General features: G+C 72.6%; 23 protein-coding genes. 17 read left to right on the top strand and 6 right to left on the bottom strand.

The genetic code is table 11. The features are described 5' to 3' along the window. Nucleotides 1–20: 20 nt before the first annotated feature. Complete coding sequence (locus ACQBJO_RS02895; protein WP_421007213.1) at nucleotides 21–1,010, bottom strand: NADPH:quinone oxidoreductase family protein; 990 nt, start codon at nucleotides 1,008–1,010, stop codon at nucleotides 21–23. Between the two features lie 79 nt (nucleotides 1,011–1,089). Between ACQBJO_RS02895 and ACQBJO_RS02900 the strand changes: the two genes are divergently transcribed. Genes ACQBJO_RS02900 through ACQBJO_RS02910 form a run of 3 tightly spaced genes read left to right on the top strand, consistent with a single transcriptional unit; the run spans nucleotide 1,090 to nucleotide 3,998 of the window. After that, entirely contained in the window at nucleotides 1,090–1,614 is a 525-nt protein-coding gene (locus ACQBJO_RS02900; RefSeq protein ID WP_421007212.1) for a methylated-DNA--[protein]-cysteine S-methyltransferase, read from the top strand. 28 nt (nucleotides 1,615–1,642) lie between these two features. After that, complete coding sequence (locus tag ACQBJO_RS02905; RefSeq protein ID WP_255185308.1) at nucleotides 1,643–2,983, top strand: MFS transporter; 1,341 nt, start codon at nucleotides 1,643–1,645, stop codon at nucleotides 2,981–2,983. 55 nt (nucleotides 2,984–3,038) lie between these two features. Beyond that, on the top strand, nucleotides 3,039–3,998 hold the full coding sequence (locus ACQBJO_RS02910; protein WP_421007211.1) for a phosphotriesterase family protein: 960 nt from the start codon (nucleotides 3,039–3,041) through the stop codon (nucleotides 3,996–3,998). A gap of 3 nt (nucleotides 3,999–4,001) precedes the next feature. Here ACQBJO_RS02910 and ACQBJO_RS02915 read toward each other — a convergent pair whose 3' ends face one another. Genes ACQBJO_RS02915 through ACQBJO_RS02925 form a run of 3 tightly spaced genes read right to left on the bottom strand, consistent with a single transcriptional unit; the run spans nucleotide 4,002 to nucleotide 6,785 of the window. Next, a complete protein-coding gene (locus ACQBJO_RS02915) occupies nucleotides 4,002–4,604 on the bottom strand; it encodes a dienelactone hydrolase family protein (RefSeq protein WP_421007210.1) in 603 nt (200 codons plus the stop codon). A 55-nt stretch (nucleotides 4,605–4,659) separates the two neighbouring features. Next, nucleotides 4,660–5,472, bottom strand: a complete 813-nt coding sequence (locus ACQBJO_RS02920; RefSeq protein WP_421007209.1) for an enoyl-CoA hydratase-related protein — start codon at nucleotides 5,470–5,472, stop codon at nucleotides 4,660–4,662. Then, the gene (locus ACQBJO_RS02925; protein WP_421007208.1) at nucleotides 5,469–6,785 is read right to left on the bottom strand and encodes an MFS transporter; all 1,317 of its coding nucleotides are present in this window, start codon (nucleotides 6,783–6,785) and stop codon (nucleotides 5,469–5,471) included. The genes ACQBJO_RS02920 and ACQBJO_RS02925 overlap by 4 nt, the downstream gene beginning before the upstream one ends. A gap of 131 nt (nucleotides 6,786–6,916) precedes the next feature. On the opposite strand from ACQBJO_RS02925, the gene ACQBJO_RS02930 reads away from it, so the two are divergent. Genes ACQBJO_RS02930 through ACQBJO_RS02945 form a run of 4 tightly spaced genes read left to right on the top strand, consistent with a single transcriptional unit; the run spans nucleotide 6,917 to nucleotide 10,549 of the window. Continuing rightward, complete coding sequence (locus ACQBJO_RS02930) at nucleotides 6,917–7,585, top strand: HAD family hydrolase (protein WP_421007207.1); 669 nt, start codon at nucleotides 6,917–6,919, stop codon at nucleotides 7,583–7,585. A gap of 39 nt (nucleotides 7,586–7,624) precedes the next feature. After that, complete coding sequence (locus ACQBJO_RS02935) at nucleotides 7,625–8,845, top strand: acyl-CoA dehydrogenase family protein (protein WP_421007206.1); 1,221 nt, start codon at nucleotides 7,625–7,627, stop codon at nucleotides 8,843–8,845. Then, nucleotides 8,842–9,858, top strand: a complete 1,017-nt coding sequence (locus ACQBJO_RS02940; protein ID WP_421007205.1) for a phosphotransferase family protein — start codon at nucleotides 8,842–8,844, stop codon at nucleotides 9,856–9,858. Before ACQBJO_RS02935 ends, ACQBJO_RS02940 begins: the two co-directional genes overlap by 4 nt. A gap of 10 nt (nucleotides 9,859–9,868) precedes the next feature. Then, nucleotides 9,869–10,549, top strand: a complete 681-nt coding sequence (locus ACQBJO_RS02945) for a TetR/AcrR family transcriptional regulator (RefSeq protein WP_421007204.1) — start codon at nucleotides 9,869–9,871, stop codon at nucleotides 10,547–10,549. A 19-nt stretch (nucleotides 10,550–10,568) separates the two neighbouring features. Here ACQBJO_RS02945 and ACQBJO_RS02950 read toward each other — a convergent pair whose 3' ends face one another. Continuing rightward, entirely contained in the window at nucleotides 10,569–11,354 is a 786-nt protein-coding gene (locus ACQBJO_RS02950; RefSeq protein ID WP_421007203.1) for an SDR family oxidoreductase, read from the bottom strand. A 135-nt stretch (nucleotides 11,355–11,489) separates the two neighbouring features. Here ACQBJO_RS02950 and ACQBJO_RS02955 point away from each other — a divergent pair, with 135 nt between their 5' ends. From ACQBJO_RS02955 to ACQBJO_RS02965, 3 genes are read left to right on the top strand one after another with little or no spacing between them, the layout of a single operon-like run. Further along, nucleotides 11,490–12,491: an NADP-dependent oxidoreductase gene (locus ACQBJO_RS02955; RefSeq protein WP_255185318.1), complete on the top strand. Its 1,002-nt coding sequence runs from the start codon at nucleotides 11,490–11,492 to the stop codon at nucleotides 12,489–12,491. A 47-nt stretch (nucleotides 12,492–12,538) separates the two neighbouring features. Next, nucleotides 12,539–13,492 carry an NADPH:quinone oxidoreductase family protein gene (locus ACQBJO_RS02960; RefSeq protein ID WP_421007202.1) on the top strand — a complete coding sequence of 318 codons (954 nt, stop codon included), beginning with the start codon at nucleotides 12,539–12,541 and terminating at the stop codon, nucleotides 13,490–13,492. Continuing rightward, a complete protein-coding gene (locus ACQBJO_RS02965) occupies nucleotides 13,489–13,998 on the top strand; it encodes a thioesterase family protein (RefSeq protein ID WP_421007201.1) in 510 nt (169 codons plus the stop codon). Before ACQBJO_RS02960 ends, ACQBJO_RS02965 begins: the two co-directional genes overlap by 4 nt. Here the strand turns inward: ACQBJO_RS02965 and ACQBJO_RS02970 are convergent. Further along, entirely contained in the window at nucleotides 13,988–14,458 is a 471-nt protein-coding gene (locus ACQBJO_RS02970; RefSeq protein WP_421007200.1) for a MaoC family dehydratase, read from the bottom strand. The two genes, ACQBJO_RS02965 and ACQBJO_RS02970, sit on opposite strands and share 11 nt — an antisense overlap. A gap of 107 nt (nucleotides 14,459–14,565) precedes the next feature. Between ACQBJO_RS02970 and ACQBJO_RS02975 the strand changes: the two genes are divergently transcribed. The 7 genes from ACQBJO_RS02975 (at nucleotide 14,566) to ACQBJO_RS03005 (ending at nucleotide 22,426) form a co-directional block, all read left to right on the top strand. Then, on the top strand, nucleotides 14,566–15,327 hold the full coding sequence (locus ACQBJO_RS02975; protein WP_255185322.1) for an SDR family oxidoreductase: 762 nt from the start codon (nucleotides 14,566–14,568) through the stop codon (nucleotides 15,325–15,327). Further along, the gene (locus ACQBJO_RS02980) at nucleotides 15,327–16,145 is read left to right on the top strand and encodes an SDR family oxidoreductase (protein WP_421007199.1); all 819 of its coding nucleotides are present in this window, start codon (nucleotides 15,327–15,329) and stop codon (nucleotides 16,143–16,145) included. Before ACQBJO_RS02975 ends, ACQBJO_RS02980 begins: the two co-directional genes overlap by 1 nt. Beyond that, nucleotides 16,142–17,668, top strand: coding sequence for a class I adenylate-forming enzyme family protein (locus ACQBJO_RS02985; RefSeq protein WP_421007198.1), 1,527 nt, complete (start codon nucleotides 16,142–16,144; stop codon nucleotides 17,666–17,668). Before ACQBJO_RS02980 ends, ACQBJO_RS02985 begins: the two co-directional genes overlap by 4 nt. A gap of 16 nt (nucleotides 17,669–17,684) precedes the next feature. Beyond that, complete coding sequence (locus ACQBJO_RS02990; protein ID WP_255185325.1) at nucleotides 17,685–18,902, top strand: acyl-CoA dehydrogenase family protein; 1,218 nt, start codon at nucleotides 17,685–17,687, stop codon at nucleotides 18,900–18,902. Next, the gene (locus ACQBJO_RS02995; protein WP_421007197.1) at nucleotides 18,895–20,064 is read left to right on the top strand and encodes an acyl-CoA dehydrogenase family protein; all 1,170 of its coding nucleotides are present in this window, start codon (nucleotides 18,895–18,897) and stop codon (nucleotides 20,062–20,064) included. The genes ACQBJO_RS02990 and ACQBJO_RS02995 overlap by 8 nt, the downstream gene beginning before the upstream one ends. Continuing rightward, on the top strand, nucleotides 20,061–21,167 hold the full coding sequence (locus ACQBJO_RS03000; protein ID WP_421007196.1) for an acyl-CoA dehydrogenase family protein: 1,107 nt from the start codon (nucleotides 20,061–20,063) through the stop codon (nucleotides 21,165–21,167). Before ACQBJO_RS02995 ends, ACQBJO_RS03000 begins: the two co-directional genes overlap by 4 nt. A gap of 62 nt (nucleotides 21,168–21,229) precedes the next feature. Further along, complete coding sequence (locus tag ACQBJO_RS03005) at nucleotides 21,230–22,426, top strand: acetyl-CoA C-acyltransferase (RefSeq protein ID WP_255185328.1); 1,197 nt, start codon at nucleotides 21,230–21,232, stop codon at nucleotides 22,424–22,426. The last annotated feature ends 12 nt before the right edge of the window (nucleotides 22,427–22,438 follow it).

The raw sequence follows: 22,438 nt of genomic DNA on the forward strand, positions 1-22,438 counted from the left end.
CTCAAGGAAATGCGGAGGTCTCAGGCGGTGATGACGATCCGACCGGTGCTCGACCCGCCGGCGAGGCGGGCGAGCGCGGCCGGGGTGTCGGCGAAGTCGTAGGTCTCGGCGACGAGCGGGGCGACCTGCCCCGCGTCGGCCAGGCGCACGAGCTCGGCGTGGGCGTCGAGCACCGACTGCGGGTCGTGCTGCTGGTAGAGGCTCCAGTGCAGCCCGAGGATCGTGTAGTTCTTCACCAGGGCGTGGTTGAGCCGCGGCTCGGGGACCCGGCCGCTGGCGAATCCGACGACGATGATCCGGCCCTCGAAGGCGATGCACTTCGTGCTCTGGGTGAAGGCCGTGCCGCCGACGGGGTCGTAGACCACGTCGACGCCGCGGCCGTCGGTCGCCTCCTTGACCGTCTCGATGACGTCCTGCTCGCGACGGTCGACGACGACGTCGCAGCCGAGGTCACGGGCGATCTCGACCTTGTCCGCGCCACCGACGACGCCGATGACCCGCGCCCCGGCCGCCTTTCCCAGCTGGACGGCAGCCGACCCGACGCCTCCGGAGGCGGCGTGGACGAGGAGGGTCTCCCCTTCCCGCAGGTGGGCCCGGCGGTGCAGGCCGAACCAGCCGGTCTGGTAGCTGATCATCAGTGCCGCGCTCGCGGCGTCGTCGAGCCCGGCCGGTGCGGAGAAGGTACTCGCCGCGTCCATGAGGCACTCGGTGGCGAAGCCGCCCGCGGGCACCGCGGTGCCCCCGAGCACGCGGTCGCCGACGGCGACGTGGGTGACGCCCTCGCCGACCTCGAGCACGTCACCGCAGACCTCCAACCCCGGGACGAAGGGGGGCTCCGGCCGGACCTGGTACTCGCCGCGGCACATGAGGGTGTCGGCGAAGTTGACCGCGCTCGCGCGCACCGCGACCCGCACTTGGCCCGGCCCGGGGGTGGGCTCGGGGAGGTCGACGAGGCGGAGCACCTCGGAGGGGTCGCCCAGCTGCTGGGCCTGCCATGCACGGATCGTCATGTCGCGGAGGCTACCGACCTCACACCCCGTCCCGCCCACGCGTCTGCAGGGTGTGAGCACATCCACGAAGATCGACACCATGACCACCCGGCACGCCCGCATCTCCACGAGCCTCGGTGAGCTGACCGCCGTCGTCGACGACGCCCGCGACGGCGGGGGAGCGGTGCTCATCGGCCTCTACTTCCCTGGTCACTGGACCCTGCCCGACGGTGCCGACCACGGCCCCCGGGTCGACGTGGCGCAGGAGCCGGTCGTCGCCGCGCTCGCCGACCAGCTGCGCGAGTACCTGGCCGGCGAGCGGCGGGACTTCGAGGTGGCCTACGAGCTGCGCGGCGGCGCGCACCACCGGCAGGTGTGGGCGCTGCTCGAGCGGATCCCCTACGGGCAGACCGTGACCTACGGCGACCTCGCCCGGGAGACGGGGGGCGCGGCCCAGGCCGTCGGCCGCGCCGTCGGGGCCAACCCGATCTCGATCCTCGTCCCCTGCCACCGGGTCATCGGTGCGGACGGGTCGATCACCGGCTATGCCGGCGGACTGGAGCGCAAGCGCACCCTGCTCGCCCTCGAGGAGCCGAGCGCCGTCGAGCGGGACGCGCTCTTCTGAGCGACGGCGTCGGGGCTACCGTCGCCGCATGAGCACCACCCCCACCCCGTCGCGAGCCGAGCGCCTCGGCGCGCTGCCGTACACCCGCCGCCACACCCGCCTGCTCGTCGGGTCGGGGACCGGCTGGGCCCTCGACGCCATGGACGTCGGGCTGATCTCCTTCGTCATCGTCGTCCTCGCCGACCAGTGGGACCTCACGACGGGCGAGCGGTCGTGGATCGTCACGGTCGGCTTCATCGGCATGGCGATCGGCGCGACCGTCGGCGGGTGGCTGGCCGACCGCTTCGGTCGGCGGGCGGTCTTCGCGACGACCCTGCTCGTCTACGGGCTGGCCACCGGCGCGTCCGCCCTCGTCGGCGGGCTCGCGGCCTTCCTTGTCCTGCGGCTCGTCGTCGGCCTCGGGCTGGGCGCCGAGCTGCCCGTCGCCTCGACCCTCGTCAGCGAGCTGTCCCCGACGCGCATCCGCGGTCGCCTCGTCGTGGCGCTCGAGTCCTTCTGGGCGCTCGGCTGGATCCTCGCCGCGGTCATCGGCTTCTACGTCGTGCCCCGCGGCGACGACGGCTGGCGGTGGGGCCTGGCCCTCGGGCTGGTCCCGGCGGCCTACGCGCTCGTCGTGCGCTTCGGCCTGCCCGAGTCGGCCGCCTGGCTGGAGCGCCGCGGCCGGCGCGAGGAGGCCGAGCGGGTGGTGCGCGGCTTCGAGGCGTCGGCGGGGGTAGTCGCGCCGCCCACGAGCCCGAAGGGGGTGCCCGCTGCGGTGGCCGAGCCGGTCCCGCAGCCGGCGCCGGGCCTGTGGTCGCGTGGGCTGCGCCGCCGCACCCTGGGCATCTGGCTCGTGTGGTTCGGGGTCAACTTCAGCTATTACGGCGCCTTCCTGTGGATCCCCTCGCTCCTCGTCGCGCGGGGCCACGACGTGACGACCTCCTTCGGCTACACGCTGGTCATCACGCTCGCCCAGCTGCCGGGCTATGCCCTCGCGGCGGTCCTCGTCGAGGCCTGGGGTCGGCGTTCGACGCTCGCCCTCTTCCTGCTGGGTTCGGCGGTGGCCGCGTGGTTCTTCGGGCAGTCGGACTCGGCGACGTCGATCATCGTCGCGGGCTCGGCCCTCTCCTTCTGCAACCTCGGCGCCTGGGGCGCCCTCTACGCGATCACGCCCGAGATCTACCCGACGGCGGTGCGCGGCTCGGGAGCCGGTGCGGCTGCGGGCTTCGGGCGACTCGCCTCGATCGCCGCGCCGCTCGTGGTGCCGGTGCTCCTCGAGCGAGGTGGCGGCGACGTCCTCGTCTTCACGATCTTCACCGCGGCCTTCGTCGTCGCGGCCGCGGCGGCCTTCCTCTTGCCCGAGACGCGAGGACGCGCGCTCGATACTTGAAACGAGGTTCAGGTGGGCATAGTCTCGGGCCACCCGTACTCGAAGGAGAGTCAGCATGGCCGCCGTCCCCACCGTGACCGGGAGCATCGACTCCGCCGACCTGGGCCGGGTGCTGGCCCACGAGCACATCTTCGTCGTGGGGGAGGAGTACCGGCAGAACTACGAGTCCGACTGGGACGAGGACGCCAAGGTCGCCGACGCCGTGACCCAGCTGTCCGAGCTCAAGGGCCTGGGCATCGACACGATCCTCGACCCGACGGTCATCGGCCTGGGCCGGTACCTGCCGCGCGTGCAGCGGGTCGCGGAGCAGATCGACCTCAACGTCGTCGTGGCGACCGGCCTCTACACCTACAACGAGATCCCCTTCCAGTTCCACTACACCGGGCCGGGGCTGCTCTTCGACGTGCCGGAGCCGCTCACCGAGCTCTTCGTCAAGGACCTCACCGAGGGCATCGCCGACACGGGGGTCCGCGCCGGCTTCCTCAAGTGCGCCATCGAGGAGCAGGGCCTGACCCCCGGCGTCGAGCGGGTCATGCGCGCGGTCGCCCAGGCCCACGTGCAGACCGGCGCCCCCATCACCGTGCACACCAACCCGCACACGCAGTCGGGGCTGGTCACCCAGCAGGTGCTCGCCGAGGAGGGGGCCGACCTGACGAAGGTCGTCATCGGTCACAGCGGCGACTCGACCGATGTCGACTACCTGTGCACGGTCGCCGACGCCGGCTCCCTCCTGGGCATGGACCGCTTCGGCCTCGACGTGCTGCTGCCCTTCGAGGACCGCATCGCGACGGTGCTCGAGCTGCTGCGGCGCGGGTACGCCGAACGCATGGTGCTCGCGCACGACGCGTCGTGCTTCATCGACTGGTTCGACCCGGAGGCGAAGCGGCAGGTCGTCCCGCGCTGGAACTACCGGCACATCAGCCAGGACGTGCTGCCCGCCCTCCTCGAGGGCGGCGCGAGCGAGGCCGACATCGACACGATGCTCGTCCACAACCCGCGCCGCTACTTCGAGTGAGGCTCAGCCCACCTCGTCGACGAACTCGATGACCCGTCGGGTGAGGATGCGGGCCTCCTCGGGCTGGTACTCCGCCGGCAGCGTCGGGTCGTTGAAGAGGTGGCCGTCCCCCTGGTACTCGACGTAGGACCAGGCGCCGCCGGCGTGCTCGACGTCGTCCTGGAGCTGCTCGTCGACCATCGGGTCGAACTGCCGGTCCTCCTCGTGGAAGGGGTCGCCGGCCGTCACGTGGACCTGCCCCGGCACCCCGGGCGGCCACGTCGCCTCGAGGTGGCGCATGGGCATGCCGCCGCCGACCATGATGACGCCGCGGGCGTCGGCCGGGCGTTGTGCGGCGATCCACTGGGCCATCGCGGCGCCGTTGGAGAAGCCGACGGCCACGAAGGCGCCCTCGACGGCTCGCGCGGCCTCGAGCGCGTAGGCCATCTGCGCGGGGAAGCCGATCTCCTGCGAGCGGGCTGCGGCGGTCGGGTAGTCGTCGAAGGTGACGCCTTCGAGGTGGTCGACGGTGGTCACGCTGTGGCCCGCGCCGGTGAGGGCGTCGGCGAGGTCGGTGATGCCCTGACGCGCACCGAGGACGGACGGGAAGAGCAGTACCTGTGCCATGTCCCGACCGTAGACCCGGGCGCCGACAACGTCGCGTCAGCGAGCCGCCGTCCGGTCAGCGCTTGAAGACCGGCGGCCGCTTCTCGACGAAGGCCCGGGCGGCCTCGACGTGGTCGGCGGTCAGGCCGCACGCCTTGTGCCGCGGCACCTCGGCCGCCATCGACTCCGCGAGGGTCTGGCCGGGTGCCTCGAGGAGGTTGCGCTTGATGCTCGCGAGCGTGCCAGCCGAGCCGGCCGCCAGCTGCTCGGCGAGCTCACGGGTGCGCGCCTCGAGCTCCTCCTCGGGGACGAGCCGGTTGAGCAGCCCGAGGTCGAGGCAGGCCTGCCCGTCGAGGCGAGGGTTGAGGAACATCAGCTCGCGGGCGGTCGCCGGCCCGACGAGTCGCTCGAGCAGCCAGGCGACACCGAAGTCCCCGGACAGGGCGATGCTCGCGAAGGCGGTCGCGACGACCGTGCGCGGCGTGCCGATCCGCAGGTCCGCGGCGAGCGCGAAGCCCAGCCCGGCGCCCGCGGCCGCGCCCGGCAGGGCGGCGACGACCGGCTTGGCGAAGGCGTGGATCCGCCCGACGGTCAGCTCCTGGTGGCGCAGCTGCTCCGCGACCGCCGCCGGGTCGACCTCGCTGGCGCCACCCCCTTCGCCACCGTCGGCGTCGAACTGCTGGACGTCGCCGCCGGAGCAGAAGGCGCGACCGGCGCCGGTGAGGACGAGGACCCGCACGGCGGGGTCGGCCTCGGTCTGCGCGAGCAGCTCGCCGAGGCGCTCGACCATCTCCGGCGACATGGCATTGCGTCGCTCCGGCCGGTTGAGCGTGATCGTCGCGATGCCGTCGGTGACGTCGAGCAGCACGTGGTCGGTGGGGGTGGTCATGGGCACTCCTGCGGGGTCGGGTCGGGTACGGCGGGACGACGGGGGCGGGCGAAGGCGAGGGCGCCGAGGGCCGGCAGCAGAGCGAGCAGCAGCAGCGAGCGGGGCCACCCGATGACGTCGCCGAGCCCGCCGACGGCGGCCGCGCCGAGGCTGCCGCCGAGCAGGAAGCACAGCGTCAGCAGGCCGAGTGCGCTGCCGCGGGTGCGGGCGGGCACGGAGTCGGCGACGAGGGCGGTCATCGCCGGCTGCCCGAGCCCGAAGGAGAGCATGAGCGCGAGCGTCGCGCCGACGAGCACGGCCGGCTGGGCGAGGGTCGTGCCGACGGCGGCGACGAGGACGGCCGCGGTGACGCCGGTCGTCGCGACGAGCTGGGCGCGGGCGGTCCCGAGCCGCAGCAGCGCCGGCCCGGTGATGCGCGGTGCCACGACCCCGAGTGCTGCGGCCGGCAGGAGCATCAGCCCGACTTGCACGCCGGTCCAGCCGCGTGCGGCGAGGCTCGTCGGGACGGCGACGAGCATGCCGAACCACGCCGACGACAGGCTGCCCGCGGTGAGTAGGGAGCGGCGGGCGGCGGCGCTGCGCACGAGCGCCAGCGGGACGATGCCGAAGGGGGTGCCCCGCGAGCGCAGCACGACGACCGGGGCGGCGACGAGGAGCAGCACCGCGCCGCCGACGGCGACGGCCCGGCCGAGGGTGGCGGCCTGCAGCGTGAGGACCGCGCCGGTCGCGGCGAGCGCGACGAGCAGCACGCCGGCGGGGTCCAGGGTGGCGCCCGGCTGCCGCTCGGTGGGCAGGTGGCGCCAGGCGACGGGCACGAGCGCGAGCGTCACGAGCGGGATCGCGACGACCGGTCGCCAGCCGAAGGGGTCGACGAGCGCCGAGCCGATGACCGGCCCGAGCGCGTTGACCGTGCCGCCCACCCCGGCATAAGTGGCCAGTGCCCGGGCTCGCGCGTCGCCGGCGAAGAGCGCCTGCACCGCCGCGAGGGTGAGTGCGGGGATCGCCGACGCGCCCAGCCCCTGGAGGGTGCGGGTCGCGATGAGCGCCGGCAGGCTGTCGACGAGCGCGCCGGCGCAGGCCGCGGCGACCATGACGCCGAGCCCGACGAGCAGGGGTAGTCGGATGCCGAGGAGGTCGCCGAGCCGACCGCAGATCGCGCTGCCGACGGCCAGGGCGAGGGAGTAGCAGCTGACGACGAGGGCTGCCCGGCCCGCGGTGAGCTCGAGGTCGTCGGCGAGGGTGGGCAGGGCGACGGCGACGGCCGCGCTGCCCATGCCGGTGACCCCGAAGAGGACGGCGATCGCGCTCGCCACGGCGCCCCGGTGCTCGGTGGCGGGTGCGGTGGCGATGTCGACCCCTTCGTCGGCTTGTATCTGAATCCGAGTTCAAGTATACCTGTGAGGACCACGGACGACCAGAGCCGACCGACCAGAGGATGCGCACCATGACGACGACGTCGGATGCCGCAGCGGGCGAGACCGCTTGTGCCGCAGCGCTGCTCATCGACTTCGGGGGAGTGCTCACCGTCCCCCTCCGCGCCGCCTTCGGTGCGCTCTCCACCGACATCGGGCTCGACCCGGACGCCGGTCTGCGCCTCCTCGCCACCCACGAGGGGGCCCGCACCGCGCTGGGTGAGCACGAGGTCGGCCGCCTCGACGACGAGGGCTTCGAGGACGCCTTCGCCGCCGCCCTCACCGAGGCCGGCGGCCACCCCGAGCCGCGCGGCCTGCTCGCCCGCCTCGCCGAGCACATGGACCTCGACGAGCCGATGATCGACCTCGTGCGCGAGGTCCGCGCCGCCGGCGTGCCCGTCGCGCTCGTCTCCAACTCGTTGGGCCGCGACTGCTACGCCCGGGTCGACCTCGACGAGCTCTTCGACGTCACCGTCATCTCCGGTCAGGTCGGGGTGCGCAAGCCCTCCCGGCAGATCTACCGCATCGCCTGCGAGCGGCTCGGGGTCGACCCCGGGCAGTGCGTGCTCGTCGACGACCTCGAGCACAACCTCGTCGGGGCCGCCCGCCTCGACATCCGCGGCATCCACCACCGCACCGCCGACGAGACCATCCCGCGCGTGCGGGCCGCCCTCGGCCTGCCGACGCCGACCGCAGCGTGACCCCCTTCGCCCCTGAACCACTCACCAAAGGACCCCACGATGTTCGACCTCAGTGACCGCGGCCAGGACTACCGCGACCGCCTGCTCGCCTTCATGGACGAGCACGTCTACCCCGCCGAGAGCGTATACCGCGAGCAGATGCGCGCCTCCGGCGACGCCAACCACCACCCGCAGGTCCTCGAGGACCTCAAGGCCGAGGCGCGCAGCCAGGGTCTGTGGAACCTCTTCCACCCGCACCCCGAGTGGGGGCCGGGGCTGACGAACCTCGAGTACGCCCACCTCGCCGAGATCACCGGGCGCAGCATCGAGATCGCCCCCGAGGCGATCAACTGCAATGCCCCCGACACCGGCAACATGGAGGTGCTCACGCTCTTCGGCACCGACGAGCACAAGGAGCGCTACCTCAAGCCGCTGCTCGCGGGCGAGATCGCCTCGGCCTTCGCGATGACCGAGCCGGCCGTCGCCAGCTCCGACGCGACCAATGTCGAGACCCGGATGGTCCGCGACGGCGACGAGTACGTCATCACCGGCCGCAAGTGGTGGACCTCCAACGCCCTGCACAAGAACTGCAAGGTCCTCATCGTCATGGGCAAGACCGACCCCGACGCCCCGACCCACCGTCAGCAGTCGATGATGGTCGTCCCGATCGACGCCCCGGGCGTGAAGATCCTGCGCGGCCTGCCCGTCTTCGGCTACTGGGACCGCGAGGGTCACGCCGAGGTCGAGTTCGACCACGTGCGCGTGCCGCGCGAGGCGCTGCTCGCGGGCGAGGGCGACGGCTTCATGATCAGCCAGGCCCGCCTGGGCCCCGGCCGCATCCACCACTGCATGCGCGCCATCGGCGTCGCCGAGCGCGCCCTCGACCTGATGATCGACCGCGCCCAGTCGCGGGTGACCTTCGGTGAGCCGATCGCCAACCGGGCCAACATCATGGACTGGGTCGCCGAGGCGCGGATCGAGATCGAGATGGCCCGCCTGCTGACGCTCAAGGCCGCGCACATGATGGACACGGTGGGCAACAAGGTCGCCCGCACGGAGATCGCCGCCATCAAGGTGGCCGCGCCGCAGGTGGCGCTGAAGGTCCTCGACCGGGCGATCCAGGTCCACGGCGGCGGTGGCGTGAGCGACGACTTCCCGCTCGCCCAGTGGTACGCCCACATGCGCACCCTCCGCCTGGCCGACGGGCCCGACGAGGTGCACAAGATGACCATCGCCCGCCGCGAGTACCGCCGCCGCAGCCCGGAGTGGGGCAAGAAGTGACCGAGGGGCTGCGCGAGGACGCGCTGACCGGCTGGCTCGTCGGTCTCGGGGTCGGCCTGCAGGCGCCCCTGACCTACGAGCGCGTCGGCCTGGGCCAGTCCAACCTCACCTATCTCGTCACCGATGCGAAGGGGGAGCGGCTGGTCCTGCGTCGGCCGCCCCTCGGTGAGCTGCTCGCCTCGGCCCACGACGTGGCCCGCGAGCACCGGATCCTCTCGGCGCTGCAGGGCACGGACGTCCCGCTGCCGCGGGTGCTCGGGCTGTGCGAGGACCCGAGCGTCACCGACGTGCCGGTCCTCGCCGTGTCCCACGTCGAGGGCACGGTCGTCGACGAGCGGCCCGACGCCGAGGCGCTCGCGCCGGCGGCCCGGCATGCGATCGGGCTCGCGCTCGTCGACACCCTCGGCCGGATCCACGGCGTCGACCTGACCGCGGTCGGGCTCGACGACCTGGCGAGCCACAAGCCCTATGCCGCCCGCCAGCTCAAGCGCTGGTCCGGGCAGTGGGAGCTCTCCCGCACCCGGGAGCTGCCGGCGCTGGAGCAGCTCACCGAGCGCCTGCGGGCGCTCGAGCCGGAGCCGGGGGAGGTCGTGCTCGTCCACGGCGACAGCCACCTGCGCAATGTCATCGTCGACCCCGACGACGCGTCGGTGCGGGCGATCCTCGACTGGGAGCTGTGCACCCTCGGCGACCCGCTCGCCGACCTCGGCACGGTCCTCGCCTACTGGCCGCAGCCGGGCGACCCGCCGACGATGCGCTTCGACGCCTCGATGGTCGAGGGCTTCGCCACGCGGGAGGAGCTCGTCGAGCGCTACGTCGCGGCCACCGGGCGCGACGTCACCCACGTGCCCTTCTGGCACGGCCTGGGGCTGTGGAAGCTCGCGATCATCCTCGAGGGGGTGCGTCGCCGACAGCTCGACGACCCGCGCAACCTCACCGCGATGGGCCGCATCCCCGCCGAGGCGGTCGACGAGCTCGTCGCGTGTGCGCACGCCGTCCTCGACGCGGACTAGGGTGTCCGCCATGCCCAGCGACACCGACTCCGCCGTCCCCGAGGTCCCTGACCTCGTCGACGCCGCCAAGCTCGGGACGCTGCCCCAGACCCCCCGGGGCAAGCGCACCCGGGACGCCCTGATCGCCGCCGCGCGCACCGTCTTCGAGCGTGACGGCTACGTCGACTCGCGCCTCGTCGACATCGCGGCGGAGGCGAAGTGCTCGATCGGCAGCTTCTACACGTGGTTCGACAGCAAGGACGAGGTCCTGGCCGCCGTCCTCCACGAGGCGCAGAGCGACATGCTCCACCCCGGCACCAACCGGATCGAGGCGACCGACGACCCGATCGCGATCATCGCCGCGAGCAACCGCGCCTACTTCGAGGCCTTCCGCCGCAATGCGAAGCTCAACGCCCTGCTCCAGCAGGTCGCGGCCGTCGACCCGCGCTTCCGCGACATGCGCCGCGCGCGCAGCGAGGCCTTCGTCGCCCGCAACTCGCGGGCGATCCGCGACCTGCAGGAGCGCGGCCTGGCCGACCGTGACGTCGACCCCGAGCTCGCGGCGATGGCCCTGTCGGGCATGGTCGCCCGCCTCGCCTACGACATCTTCGTCATCGGCGGGCCGGAGACGGTCGAGGACGTCGTCGCGACCGCGACCCGCCTGTGGACCAATGCGCTCGGCCTGACCGAGCCGGTCCTGCGCGCCGACTGACGCGCAGGACCGACCGGCCTCATCGGGCGACGTTGACCCCACCGTCGACGGTCAGCGTGCTGCCGACGACGTAGTCGCCGGCGTCGGAGGCGAGGTAGACCGCGGCGGCGGCCATGTCCTCGTCGCGGCCGATCCGGCCGGAGGGGATCTGCGCGGCGGTCTCGGCCTCCTGGTCGCGGGCCTCCTTGTTCATCGACGAGGCGAAGGCGCCCGGCGCGATGGCGCTGACGACGATGCCCTCCGGGGCGAGCCGCACGGCCATCCGCTTCGTCAGGTGCACGACGCCAGCCTTGCTCGCGTGGTAGCTGTAGGTCTCGAGCGGGTTGAGGGAGAGCCCGTCGATCGAGGCGATGTTGATGACCTTGGCCAGGTGCCCGCTGCGCTCACGGCCCGCGAGCAGCAGCGGCTTGGCGGCCTGGGTGAGGAAGAAGGGCGCCTTGACGTTGAGGTCCATGACCTTGTCCCAGCCGCTCTCGGGGAACTCGTCGAAGCCCGCTCCCCACGCCGCGCCGGCGTTGTTGACGAGGACGTCGAGGTGGTCCTCGTGCTCGCCGAAGGCCTCGAGCAGCGCACCGATCCCGGCGGTCGTCGAGACGTCGCAGGGCAGGGCGATGCAGCGCCCTTCGCCGTACTGCTGCGACAGCTCGGCGGCGGTGGCCCGGCAGGCCTCCTCCTTGCGGGCGGTGATGTAGACCGTGGCGCCCTGCGCGAGCAGGCCCTCGGTGATCATCCGGCCGATGCCGCGGCTGCCGCCGGTGACGAGGGCGATGCGGCCCTCGAGGGAGAAGAGTGCGGTGAGGTCCATGCTGGTCCTGACGCTCGAAGGGGGGTTGTCCCGTCGACCGTAGCGTGACCTGAATCAGGGTTCAACAGTAGTTGAAGCCGGATTCACGTTGTGACAGGCTGGCGCCACACCGGCACGTCGACCACAGGAGCTCACATGTCCCGGACCTCGCAGGAGATCCGCCTCGCCGCCCGTCCGCAGGGCCGCCCCGATGCGAGCACCTGGGAGCTCGCCACGACCGAGGTCGCCGAGCCGGGACCGGGGGAGTTCCTCGTCGAGCTCGAGCAGATCTCCCTCGACCCCGCGATGCGCGGCTGGCTCAACGACGTGCGCTCCTACCTGCCGCCGGTGAAGATCGGTGCCGTCATGCGGGCCTTCGGCGCGGGCACCGTCATCGCCTCCCAGCACGACGACTTCGCCGTCGGTGACGTCGTGAGCGGCACCTTCGGGGTGCGCGAGTACGCGATCTCGGACGGCACGGGGGTCGCCCACCTCGACCTCGACGTCGCCCCGATGAGCACCTGGCTCGGTGCCCTCGGGATGCCGGGCATGACCGCGTGGTTCGGGCTCGAGGACGTCGGCCGGGCCCAGCCCGGTGACACCGTCCTCGTCTCCGCCGCGGCCGGTGCCGTCGGGTCCACCGTCGCGCAGCTCGCCAAGGCCAAGGGGTGCCGGGTCATCGGCGTCGCCGGTGGCCCGGACAAGGTTGCCTGGCTGCGCGAGCTCGGCCTCGACGAGGTCATCGACCGTCGGGACGGCGACCTGCTGCGCCAGGTGCGCCGGGCAGCGCCCGACGGCGTCGACGTCTACTTCGACAACGTCGGCGGCGAGCTGCTCGACGCCGCCCTGGCCAACCTCGCCCACGGCGCGCGCATCGCCATCTGCGGCGCGATCTCGACCTACAACGACGAGACCCTCGCCGAGGGGCCGCGGCGCTACATGGCCCTGCTGGTCTTCCGCGCGAGCATGCAGGGCTTCGTCGTCATGGACTACGAGGACCGCTACGCCGAGGCGATCGCGGGCATCAGCGAGCTCATCCGCGACGGGCGTCTTGTCGCCACCGAGACGATCCTCGAGGGCGGCGTCGCCGCCTTCCCCGACGCACTCCTGGGCCTCTTCGACGGGGTCAACACCGGCAAGCTGCTGCTCAAGGTCTGAGGTCTCGAGGCTCGTCCCTCGCACCTCGACCACCGAAAGGATTTCTTATGCGCGCCATCCACATCTCCTCCCTCGAGGGGCCGCAGGCCGTCGAGGTCGTCGACGTCCCCGCCCCGGCCGACCCGCGTCTGGTGACGATCGAGGTCAGGGCCGCCGGCGTGGCCTTCCCCGAGCTGCTCCAGACCCGCGGGCTCTACCAGATGAAGCCCGACCTCCCCTTCGTCCCGGGGGCCGAGGTGGCCGGTGTCGTCACGGCCGCACCCGAGGGCAGCGGCTTCGCGCCCGGTGACCGCGTCGCGGCGCTGTCGATGCTCGGTGGCTTCGCCGAGGTCGTCCAGGCCCAGCCCGACCTGACCTTCCACCTGCCCGACGAGGTCGGCTTCGAGTCCGGCGCCGCCTTCACCTTCAACTACGCGACGGTCTACTTCGCGCTGCTCGAGCGCGGCCACCTCGCCGAGGGCGAGACCGTCCTCGTGCACGGCGCCGCCGGCGGCATCGGCACCGCCGCGATCCAGATGGCCAAGGCCTTCGGCGCCGGCAAGGTCATCGGGGTCGTCTCCACCGAGGCGAAGGGGGAGATCGCCCGGGCGGCGGGTGCCGACGAGGTCGTCCTCGCCGACGGCTTCCTCGACGCGGTGGGCAAGGCGAGCGTCGACGTCGTCGTCGACCCGGTCGGCGGCGACCGCTTCACCGACTCGCTGCGCTCGCTGCGCGAGCACGGCCGCCTGCTCGTCATCGGCTTCACCGCCGGCAGCATCCCGGAGGTCAAGGTCAACCGGCTGCTGCTCAACAACATCAGCGTCGTCGGGGTCGGCTGGGGCGCCTACGCGATGTCCCGTCCCGGCCACATCGGCACCGAGTGGGAGGCGATGCTCCCGCACCTGCGCAGCGGCGCCCTCGACCCGGTGCTGGGCACGACCTACCCGCTCGACCAGGCCGCCGAGGCGATCGCCTCCCTCGAGACGCGACAGGTCACCGGCAAGGTGCTGCTGCTCCCATGACGACGGTGGCGGCACCCCCTTCGGTCCAGGAGGTCCTCGCCCTCCCGGCGGCGGTCGTCGAGACGGCCCCGCCGGAGTGGGAGGACGTCAACGGGCACGTCAACGTCGCCCGCTACTACGACCTGCACCTGCGCGGCGCCGAGGCGGCACTGCGGGCGCTCGGGGTCGACGACGCCTACCGGGCCGAGACCGGGTGGAGCGTCTTCAGCGTCGAGCAGCACCTGCGCTTCCTCGGCGAGGTGCACGTCGGCCACGAGGTGAGCGTCCACCTGCGCTGGGTGGCCCGTGGCGACAAGGTCATGCACGCGATCTCCTTCGTCGTCGACCGCACCACCGGGCGGGTGGCCAACTCGCTCGAGGTCCTCGAGGCGCACGTCGACCTGACGACCCGCCGGGCATGCGCGTGGGCCCCCACGATCGCCGAGCGGATCGACGAGCTCGTGGAGGCCCACACGGCGCTGCCGTGGCCGGCCCCGACGTGCGGGGCCATCGGCATCAGGCGCTGAAGCGGCCGATCGACTCGGCGACGAGGATCGGCTTGTCGATGCCGTCGGCCTCGACGGTGAGGGTCGTGACGACCTTGACCGCGCCCGGGCCGGTCTCCTCGACGGAGGCCAGCTCGGCGCGCAGGCGGATCCGCGAGCCCACCGGCAGCGGGTGGATGAAGCGGACCTTGTCGTAGCCGTAGTTGAGGCTGTGGGCGAAGCCGTCGAAGGCCATGAGCTCCTCGAGGAAGGCCGGCGTGCGCGAGAGGCTGTAGAGCCCGTGCGCGATCGTCGAGCCGAAGGGGGAGCCCGCCGCCCGCTGCGGGTCGACGTGGATCCACTGGTGGTCGCCGGTGAGGTCGGCGAAGGCGTCGATCTTCGCCTGGTCGACGACGTGCCACTGCGTCGGGCCGAGCTCGGTGCCGACGAGGTCCTTGAGGTCCTGCACGGACGTGGGGTGGTACTGCGCGGTCTGGGTCACGGTGAGCTCCTTCGGTCACGGTCTTGTCCCTCGAACCTAGTTGAACTTGAACCCGGCTTCAAGTAGCGTCACGGGCATCCGGCAGTCGAGACCACAGGAGCTCTCACATGACCACTGACCAGCAGCGCGTCGCCGTCGTCACGGGCGCGGCCCGGGGCATCGGTGCGGGCGTCGCCCGCCGCCTGGCCGCCGACGGGATGGCCGTCGCCGTCCTCGACCTCGACGAGTCGGCCTGCGTGCCCGTCGTCGAGGAGATCACCGCCGACGGGGGCCGTGCCCTGGCCGTCGGGGCTGATGTCTCCGACGAGGAGCAGGTGGCCGCGGCGGTGCAGCGCATCGCCGACGAGCTCGGTCCGCCGACGGTCCTGGTCAACAACGCCGGCATCATCCGCGACAACCTCATCTTCAAGATGTCGGTCGCCGACTGGGATGCGGTCATGGCGGTGCACCTGCGCGGGGCCTTCCTCATGACCCGCGCCTGCCAGACGCACATGACGGCCCAGCGCCACGGCCGCATCGTCAACCTCTCCTCGACCTCCGCCCAGGGCAACCGTGGCCAGGTCAACTATTCGGCAGCCAAGGCCGGCATGCAGGGCTTCACCAAGACCCTGGCCATCGAGCTCGGCAGGTTCGGCGTGACGGCCAATGCCATCGCCCCGGGCTTCATCGAGACCGAGATGACCGCCGAGACGGCCGAGCGCATCGGGATCTCCTTCGAGGACCTCAAGGCGCAGGCGAGCGCGGCCGCACCGGTCGCCCGCACGGGCACCCCGGCCGACATCGCCCATGCGGCGTCCTTCTTCGCGAGCGAGGGGGCCGGCTTCACCACCGGTCAGGTCCTCTACGTCGCCGGCGGGCCGTGCGACTGATGGGCGCCCCGATGCAGGTCCAGGACAAGGTCGCGGTCGTCACCGGCGCCGCCGGTGGCATCGGTGCCGCCATCGCGCAGGCCCTCGTCGACGCGGGTGCCCACGTCGTCGTCTCCGATCTCGACGAGGCCCGCGTGGTCGCGACGGCCGAGCGCCTCGGCGCGACCGCCGTCGCCGGTGACGCGTCGAGCGACGAGGTCATCGCCGCGATGATCGCGGCCGCCGAGGAGGCCCACGGCCCGGTCGACCTCTTCTTCGCCAATGCCGGCATCGGCGACGGCCTCGGCCTCTCGGCCACCGACGCCCAGTGGCAGGCCGCGCTCGACATCAACCTCCTCGCGCACGTGCGTGCCGCCCGTCAGCTCGTGCCCGGCTGGGTCGAGCGCGGCACCGGCTACTTCGTCTCGACCGCCTCTGCCGCAGGGCTGCTCACGCAGATCGGCTCGGCGACCTATTCCGTCACCAAGCACGGCGCCGTCGCCTTCGCCGAGTGGCTCGCCGTGACCTACGGCGACGACGGCATCGGCGTCAGCTGCCTGTGCCCCATGGGTGTCGACACCGACCTGCTGCGCAGCGGCATGACCTCCGGCGACGACGAAGGGGGACGGGTCGCCGCGGCCGCGGTCACCGGGGCCGGTGAGGTGCTCGCCCCGAGCGACGTCGCCGACCAGGTGCTGGCCGCCGTCACCGAGGGGCGCTTCCTCATCACCCCGCACGAGGACGTGCGCGAGTTCCTCCGGCGCAAGGTCGACGACCACGACCGGTGGATCGGCGGCATGCAGCGCTACCAGCACCACCTGAGGGAGAGCACGCGATGACCGGCACCGCCGAGCTGATGTGGCGCTGGGCCGACACGACGCCCGACGCCCCCGCCCTGCGCGAGGGCGAGCGCTCGTGGACCTTTGACGAGCTGCGCACGGGCATCCGCGGCGCGATGGAGGAGCTGACCCGCCGGGGCGTGCGTCCCGGCGACCGGGTCCTCGTCGTCGTCCCGACGAGCGCCGAGTTCGTCCTGACCTACCACGCCCTCCTCGCCCTCGGGGCGACCGCCGTGACGGTCAACCCGCTGTGCACCCAGCGCGAGCTGACCCACTTCGTCCAGGACGCCGGCTGCTCCTTCGCCATCGGCTGGCACGAGGGGGCACAGGCGCTCACCGCGACCGCGCAGGAGGGTGGGCTCGACGCCTGGGTCCTCGAGCCGGGGTGCGTGCCGCAGCCCGAGGGCACGCCCGAGCCGGCGTCGGTCGGCACCGACGACCCGGCCGTGCTGCTCTACACCTCGGGCACGACGGGAGCCCCCAAGGGCGCGATCCTCACCCACGGCAACCTCCTCGGCTGCGGTGCCTCGCTCGCCGAGGCGCTCGACCTCGGGCCTCGGGAGAGCATGGGCACGGCTCTGCCGCTCTTCCACGTCTTCGGCCAGTCGTCGGTGATGTTCACCGTCTACACGGCCGGCGGTTGCCTGTCGCTGCAGCGGCCCTTCGACCCGGCGGGCCTGCTGCGCATGGCCGCCGACCAGCAGCTCACCTCGGTCGCCGGGGTCCCGACGATGTGGAATGCCATGCTCCACGCCGACACCGACGTGACCCCGCAGGACCTGACCTCCCTTCGCCTGGCGTGCTCGGGGGGCGCGGCGCTGCCGCTCGAGGTGGCCAAGGCCTTCCGCGACCGCTTCGGCGCGGTCGTCCTCGACGGCTACGGCCTGAGCGAGACCGCGGGGGCGGCGACCTTCAACCGGTCCGACCTCCCGCGCAAGGAGATGAGCGTCGGCCGGGCCCTGCCCGGCGGTGCGCTCGCGATCTTCGACGACGACCGCAACCAGCTGCCGCCCGGCGAGACCGGTGAGGTGGCCATCGCCGGTCCCTACGTCATGAGTGGCTACTGGCAGCGGCCCGAGGCGACCGCCGCGGTCTTCGAGGGGGAGTGGTTCCTCACCGGCGACATCGGTCGCATGGACGAGGACGGCGACCTGTGGATCGTCGACCGCAAGAAGGACCTCGTGATCCGCGGTGGGTACAACGTCTACCCCCGCGAGATCGAGGAGGTCCTCTACGGCCACCCCGACATCCGCGAGGCCGCCGTCGTCGGCGTGCCCGACGAGCGGCTCGGCGAGGAGATCGCCGCCGTCGTCACCCCGCAGCCCGGTGCGCACATCGAGCCGGCTGCGCTGCGGGCCTGGCTCGAGGAGCGGCTGGCGGCCTACAAGGTGCCGCGGATCTACCAGCTCGTCGAGGAGCTGCCCAAGGGCGCCACCGGCAAGATCCTCAAGCGGGCCCTCGACCGCCCGACGATCGCCACCTCCGGTGAGCGGCCCGCCCGGGCCACCACCCCCACCACCTGACCGAAGGGAGCGACCCGTGGACTTCGCGCTGGACGCCCGCACCCTCGAGCTGCGCGAGCAGCTCACCGCCTTCATGGACGAGCACGTCTACCCGATCGAGGCGACCTACCAGGAGCAGCTCGACGCCGCCCCCGACGTGTGGGCACCGCCGCCGATCATCGAGCCGGCCAAGGAGGCCGCCCGCAGCCAGGGGCTGTGGAACCTCTTCCTCCCCGGCGAGGACGGTGCCGGCCTGACCAACCTGCAGTACGCCCCGCTGTGCGAGGTGCTCGGCCGCAGCCTGCACATCGCCCCCGTAGCGACGAACTGCGCGGCGCCCGACACCGGCAACATGGAGGTGCTGCACATGTTCGGCACCCCCGAGCAGCAGGAGCAGTGGCTCACCCCGCTGCTCGCCGGCGAGATCCGCTCGGCCTTCGCAATGACCGAGCCGCGGGTCGCCAGCTCCGACGCGACCAACATCGAGACCGCGATCGTGCGCGACGGCGACGAATACGTCATCACCGGCCGCAAGTGGTACATCTCCGGCGCGATGAACCCCAACGCCAAGGTCTTCATCCTCATGGGCAAGACCGACCCGTCGGCCGACCGCCACCGGCAGCAGTCGATGATCCTCGTGCCGCGCGACACCCCGGGCGTCGAGGTGCGGCGGGGGATGAAGGTCCTCGGCTACGACGACCGCGACCACGGCGGCCACGCCGAGATCGACTTCCACGACGTGCGCGTGCCGGTGAGCAACCTCATCGGCGAGGAGGGCTCGGGCTTCGCCATCGCCCAGGCCCGCCTCGGCCCCGGCCGCATCCACCACTGCATGCGCCTCATCGGCATCGCCGAGCGCTCCCTCGAGCTCATGGTCGAGCGGGCCGCGAGCCGGGTCGCCTTCGGCAAGCCGCTGTCCGACCAGGGCGTCATCCGTGACTGGATCGCCGAGTCCCGGGTGCGCATCGAGCAGCTGCGGCTGCTCACCCTCAAGGCCGCCTGGCTCATGGACACCGTGGGCAACAAGGGCGCCCACACCGAGATCCAGGCGATCAAGATCGCCGCCCCGGCGACCGTCGAGTGGATCGTCGACAAGGCGGTCCAGGTCCACGGTGCCGGCGGCCTGAGCCAGGACTTCCCCGTCGCCGAGTGGTATGCGCAGGTGCGCACGCTGCGCTTCGCCGACGGCCCCGACGAGGTGCACAAGAATGCCCTCGCCCGTCACGAGATCCGGAGGATGACCAGCCGTGCCTGATCTGCAGCAGCGGGTCGAGGAGCTCCTCGCGAGCCACGACCCCAAGAAGACGCCTCCTCCAGAATTTCTCGGTGCGCAGTTCGACGCCGGGCTGGCGTGGGTGCACTTCCCCGAGGGGCGCGGCGGGCTCGGCCTGCCCCGTGGCCGCCAGCTCGAGGTCGACGCCCTGCTCGAGGCGGCGGGCGCACCCCGGCCCGACGTCGCCCGCAACAGCATCGGCCTGGGCATGGCCGCCCCGACGATCCTCGCCTTCGGCACGGCGCAGATGCAGGAGCGCTACCTGCGCCCGCTCTTCGCGTGCACCGAGATCTGGTGCCAGCTCTTCAGCGAGCCCGGCGCCGGCTCCGACCTCGCCGGCGTCACCACCCGCGCCGTCCCCGACGGTGACGAGTGGGTCGTCGACGGGCAGAAGGTGTGGACCTCCGGTGCGCACAACGCCGACTTCGCGATCCTCCTGGCCCGCACGGACACCTCGGTGCCCAAGCACGCCGGGATGACCTACTTCCTCGTCGACATGACCGACCCCGGCGTCGAGGTGCGCCCGCTGCGCCAGATCACAGGCGAGGCGGAGTTCAACGAGGTCTTCCTCACCGGTGTCCGCGTCCACGACCGCGAGCGGGTCGGCAAGGTCGGCGAGGGCTGGCGGGTCGCGACGACGACGCTCAACAACGAGCGCGTCGCCATCGGCGCCGGCAGCGAGCGCGAGGCCGGCCAGATCGGGCTGGTCACCGAGCGCTGGCGCAGCGACCCGTCGGTGCGCACCCCGGGCCACCACGCCGAGCTCATGCAGTGGTGGGTCGAGACCGAGGTGACCCGGCTCGCCGGTGAGCGGCTGCGGCAGGGCCTCGAGGCCGGGCAGCCCGGCCCGGAGAGCTCGGCGATGAAGCTCGCCTTCGCCCAGCAGGCGCAGCAGGTGAGCGGCTTCGCCCTCGAGCTCGCCCCCGAGGAGGGGCTCGAGTACCACGACTGGACCATGGTCCGCCCCCGGGGTGGCTCCTTCCTCGGCCACGGCCCCGGCTTCCGCTACCTGCGCGCCAAGGGCAACTCCATCGAGGGCGGGACGAGCGAGATCATGCGCAATGTCATCGCCGAGCGGGTGCTCGGCCTGCCCCCCGACCACCGCCCCGACAAGGGCGTCGCCTTCAAGGACGTGCCGCGATGACCGACCTGCTCTACTCCGACGTCGAGGAGTCGCTGCGCGGCAGCGTGCGCTCGACCCTCCAGCGCGTCCTCGACGACGGCCTGGCGGCCCGGCTCTACGACGAGCCGGACACCGACGTCAGCGGCATCTGGCGGGCCCTGGCCGAGCAGCTCGGCCTCGCCGGACTGCTCGTGCCCGAGTCCCTCGGCGGTGCCGGTGCCGGTGCCCGTGAGGCGGCCGTCGTCCTCGAGGAGCTCGGCCGCGCCGTCGCGCCGGTGCCCTTCCTCACCAGCGCGGTCGTCGCGACGAGCGCGCTGCTCGCCGCCGGCGACGAGGCGCACCTGCCGGCACTCGCGTCCGGTGAGCGCACCGCCGCCCTCGTCCTGCCATGGACCGCGAGCCGTGGCGCGTGGTCGCCGGTCGACGGGGTGGTCGCGCCGGTCGCCGGTGCCCTCGACGCCGATCTCTTCCTCGTCCCCGTCGCCGACGGGACGGGAGGGACCTCCCTTCGTGCCCTGGGGCGGGACGAGGTCGACCTCGAGCCGATCACCTCGCTCGACATGACCCGCCCGCTCGCCCGGGTGACGGTCACCGGCACCGGCACCGAGGTCGCCTCGGGCGAGGCCGCCGTGGCGGCCGTCGACGCCGCGCTGGCCGCGGGTGCCGCCCTGCTCGCCTCCGAGCAGCTCGGGCTCGCCCAGTGGTGCCTCGAGACGACCGTTGACTACGCGAAGACACGAGTGCAGTTCGCCCGCCCGATCGGCTCCTTCCAGGCGATCAAGCACCGCCTCGCCGACCTCTACCTGCTGCTCGTCAACACCCAGGCCGCGGCCCGCCAGGCCGCCGGCGTGCTCGCCGACGGCGCCGCCCTTCGAGGCTCCTCCGTCGCACCCCGGGACACGGCGGAGGGAGAGATCGCCACGGCCACGGCGCAGGCCTTCTGCTCCGACGCCGCGGTCCGCGCCGCCGAGGAGGCGCTGCAGCTGCACGGCGGCATCGGCATGACGTGGGAGCACTCCGTGCACACCCGCCTCAAGCGGGCGAAGTCCGACCAGCTGGCCCTGGGCACCCCCGACCGGCACCGTGCCGACCTAGCCACACTCGTCGACCTGCCCGTCGCCTGACCTGCCCGTCCGCCACCACGACAGACTGGCTCCATCCCCCTTCGACCACACCAGGAGTGACCATGCGCGAAGCCGTCATCGTCTCCACCGCCCGCACCCCGATCGGCCGCGCCTACCGCGGCGCCTTCAACGACACCCAGGCCCAGGAGCTCATCGGCCACGCCGTGCGGCACGCCGTCGAGCGCGCCGGCGTCGAGGGCGAGCAGATCGAGGACGTCGTCATCGGCGCCGCCCTCCAGCAGGGCTCGACCGCGATGAACATCGGCCGCCAGGCCGCGCTGCGGGCCGGCCTGCCCGTCACCGTCGCCGGCATGTCCGTCGACCGCCAGTGCGCCAGCGGTCTCATGGCCATCGCGACCGCCGCCAAGCAGGTCATCGTCGACGGTCAGCAGATCGCCGTCGGTGGTGGCGTCGACTCGATCTCGCTCGTGCAGAACGAGCACATGAACACCTATCGCGCCCAGGACCCGTGGCTCGTCGAGCACGTGCCCGCGACCTACATGTCGATGCTCGAGACCGCCGAGGTCGTCGCGCAGCGCTACGGCATCAGCCGCGAGGCGCAGGACGAGTACGCCCTCGAGTCGCAGCGACGCACCGCCGCCGCGCAGGAGGCCGGAGCCCTCGACGACGAGATCGTGCCGCTGCCGTCGACGATGCTCACCAAGGACAAGGCGACCGGCGAGGTCGGCTCCCAGCAGGTGACCCTCGCCAAGGACGAGGGCAACCGCCCCGGCACGCAGCTCGCGGACCTGAGCAAGCTCAACCCGGTCCTGGCCAAGGACGGCACCGAGGGCTTCTCGATCACCGCCGGCAATGCCTCGCAGCTCTCCGACGGCGCCTCGGCGTCCGTCGTCATGGAGGCCGAGGAGGCCTCCCGCCGTGGCCTGACCCCGCTCGGCGCCTTCCGCGGGATGGCCGTCGCCGGCTGCGAGCCGGACGAGATGGGCATCGGCCCGGTCTTCGCCGTGCCGAAGCTGCTCAAGCAGCACGGCCTGACCGTCGACGACATCGGCCTGTGGGAGCTCAACGAGGCCTTCGCGGTCCAGGCGCTCTACTGCCGCGACACCCTCGGGATCGACCCGGAGAAGTACAACGTCAACGGCGGTGCGATCTCCATCGGTCACCCCTACGGCATGTCCGGCGCCCGCATGGCCGGCCACGTCCTCATCGAGGGCAAGCGGCGCGGTGCCCGCTACGGCGTCGTGACGATGTGCGTCGGTGGCGGCATGGGCGCGGCCGGGCTCTTCGAGATCTTCTGAGCCGACGGGAGT

Source organism: Janibacter zhangyanbonis (assembly GCF_050507325.1).
Taxonomy (GTDB): domain Bacteria; phylum Actinomycetota; class Actinomycetes; order Actinomycetales; family Dermatophilaceae; genus Janibacter.

Bases quoted from the DNA above. Each gene is read 5' to 3' on its own strand.
- ACQBJO_RS02895 (WP_421007213.1), bottom strand. From the start codon at position 1,010: ATGACGATCCGTGCATGGCAGGCCCAGCAGCTGGGCGACCCCTCCGAG.
- ACQBJO_RS02900 (WP_421007212.1), top strand. From the start codon at position 1,090: ATGACCACCCGGCACGCCCGCATCTCCACGAGCCTCGGTGAGCTGACC.
- ACQBJO_RS02905 (WP_255185308.1), top strand. From the start codon at position 1,643: ATGAGCACCACCCCCACCCCGTCGCGAGCCGAGCGCCTCGGCGCGCTG.
- ACQBJO_RS02910 (WP_421007211.1), top strand. From the start codon at position 3,039: ATGGCCGCCGTCCCCACCGTGACCGGGAGCATCGACTCCGCCGACCTG.
- ACQBJO_RS02915 (WP_421007210.1), bottom strand. From the start codon at position 4,604: ATGGCACAGGTACTGCTCTTCCCGTCCGTCCTCGGTGCGCGTCAGGGC.
- ACQBJO_RS02920 (WP_421007209.1), bottom strand. From the start codon at position 5,472: ATGACCACCCCCACCGACCACGTGCTGCTCGACGTCACCGACGGCATC.
- ACQBJO_RS02930 (WP_421007207.1), top strand. From the start codon at position 6,917: ATGACGACGACGTCGGATGCCGCAGCGGGCGAGACCGCTTGTGCCGCA.
- ACQBJO_RS02935 (WP_421007206.1), top strand. From the start codon at position 7,625: ATGTTCGACCTCAGTGACCGCGGCCAGGACTACCGCGACCGCCTGCTC.
- ACQBJO_RS02945 (WP_421007204.1), top strand. From the start codon at position 9,869: ATGCCCAGCGACACCGACTCCGCCGTCCCCGAGGTCCCTGACCTCGTC.
- ACQBJO_RS02950 (WP_421007203.1), bottom strand. From the start codon at position 11,354: ATGGACCTCACCGCACTCTTCTCCCTCGAGGGCCGCATCGCCCTCGTC.
- ACQBJO_RS02955 (WP_255185318.1), top strand. From the start codon at position 11,490: ATGTCCCGGACCTCGCAGGAGATCCGCCTCGCCGCCCGTCCGCAGGGC.
- ACQBJO_RS02960 (WP_421007202.1), top strand. From the start codon at position 12,539: ATGCGCGCCATCCACATCTCCTCCCTCGAGGGGCCGCAGGCCGTCGAG.
- ACQBJO_RS02965 (WP_421007201.1), top strand. From the start codon at position 13,489: ATGACGACGGTGGCGGCACCCCCTTCGGTCCAGGAGGTCCTCGCCCTC.
- ACQBJO_RS02975 (WP_255185322.1), top strand. From the start codon at position 14,566: ATGACCACTGACCAGCAGCGCGTCGCCGTCGTCACGGGCGCGGCCCGG.
- ACQBJO_RS02980 (WP_421007199.1), top strand. From the start codon at position 15,327: ATGGGCGCCCCGATGCAGGTCCAGGACAAGGTCGCGGTCGTCACCGGC.
- ACQBJO_RS02985 (WP_421007198.1), top strand. From the start codon at position 16,142: ATGACCGGCACCGCCGAGCTGATGTGGCGCTGGGCCGACACGACGCCC.
- ACQBJO_RS03000 (WP_421007196.1), top strand. From the start codon at position 20,061: ATGACCGACCTGCTCTACTCCGACGTCGAGGAGTCGCTGCGCGGCAGC.
- ACQBJO_RS03005 (WP_255185328.1), top strand. From the start codon at position 21,230: ATGCGCGAAGCCGTCATCGTCTCCACCGCCCGCACCCCGATCGGCCGC.